Annotated in this window: 2 protein-coding genes; both read right to left on the bottom strand. The window is 41.7% G+C overall.

What is annotated here, in order from left to right:
- Positions 1–601: NAD(P)-dependent oxidoreductase (locus tag C1642_RS19930; protein WP_228153986.1), on the bottom strand; the 601-nt coding region annotated here is incomplete at its 3' end.
- Positions 601–1,454: MFS transporter (locus tag C1642_RS19925; protein WP_228153985.1), on the bottom strand; the 854-nt coding region annotated here is incomplete at its 5' end. The genes C1642_RS19930 and C1642_RS19925, both read right to left, overlap by 1 nt.

Raw genomic sequence — 1,454 nt, 5'->3', positions numbered from 1 at the left:
GTTTTATCGGGTCAGCTCCTGCTTTACTGGCAAGCAATAAACCTTCACTCACGGTTGCAATGGTGGATGCGACTATCATTTGATTGACGAGTTTTGCCAGCATTCCACAGCCAGCCTCTCCAACTAAAATTGGCCGCCCCATGGCAGATAGCACATATTCAGTATGTGAAAATGTTTGAGCATCGCCGCCAACCATAATCGCCAGACTTGCATTTTGAGCACCTTTTTCACCGCCAGAAACAGGTGCATCTAAATATCTAAGTCTTCTTTCTTTACATTTTTCACTTTGTGTTTTTGCAACTTCAACAGGTATCGAACTCATCACTATGACCGTGCTTTCGGGTTTTAGCTGTGAGATTGCACCACGTTCTTGAAATAGAATTTCATCACAGGTTTTTCCATCACTGAGCATACAAATCAGAAACTCTACATCTTTTCCAACTTGTTCAAGTTCACTACAAACATGTGCACCAGCTTCTTTTAAACTTTCTGCTTTAGATGAAGTTCTATTCCAGACCTTAACTTGATGACCAGCTTTTAATAAGTTCATGGCCATTGGCATTCCCATAATGCCCGTTCCAACAAAACCAATCCGAGCCATTATTTCATCTCCGTAGCAGTCCGCACTTTAAGTCGCCGTTGTTCTACTTTTAGGCTATCAGACTTTAACTTTGCCAAAAGCAGTAACCCTAAACCGCCCATGGCGACAAATCCTGCAATGGCAAGGAACGCTACTGTATAGGTGCCCGTGGTGGTATATAAATAGCCTGTTAAATATGGACCAGTAAAACCACTTAAATTACCTACAGAGTTAATTAAACCAATACCAGCTGCGGCGCCCACTCCTGTTAAAGTTTGCCCAGGGATAGTCCAGAAAATGTTAATCGCACTAAATACACCAATTGCGAGCAAAATAAAGCCCACAATAATTGCCCACGGTTGATTCACAATCAAAGCAATCGCAATTGCGAAAGCCGCCATAAGTGCAGCACAAGCACCGTGTTTATAACGCTCTTGTTTACGGTCAGAACGGCGGCTCCATAAAACCATACCAACTGCCGCAAATGCATATGGAATAGCAGTGAGTAAGCCATTTTGGATAAGGCTAATTTGCATACCAAAGGTGTTGCGGAACGACTCTAAAACACTTGGTAAGAAGAAGAACATCGCATTTGAACCAGACGTAATTCCAAAATAAACAATTGCCATAATCCACACTAAAGGATTTTTAAACACTTGTTTAATGAGTTCACCTTTTGTTAAAGCAGCATCGGCAGATTGCTCTTTTTCTCTTTCTTCACGTTCTAGCGTATTCATGAGCCATTGGCGCTGCTCAGCTGTTAACCACTGTGCTTCTTTCGGGTTATTGGTTAAATATTTTAGACAGACTAATCCTAAAATAATGGAAGGAATCCCTTCTAAAACATACATCAAACGCCAGCCTTCATAGCCAA

Origin of the sequence: Acinetobacter sp. AKBS16 (genome assembly GCF_002899995.1) — a bacterium.
Taxonomy (GTDB): domain Bacteria; phylum Pseudomonadota; class Gammaproteobacteria; order Pseudomonadales; family Moraxellaceae; genus Acinetobacter; species Acinetobacter baumannii.
The sequence above is the reverse complement of the archived record's forward strand: the minus strand, read 5'-3'. Positions and strand labels throughout refer to the sequence as shown.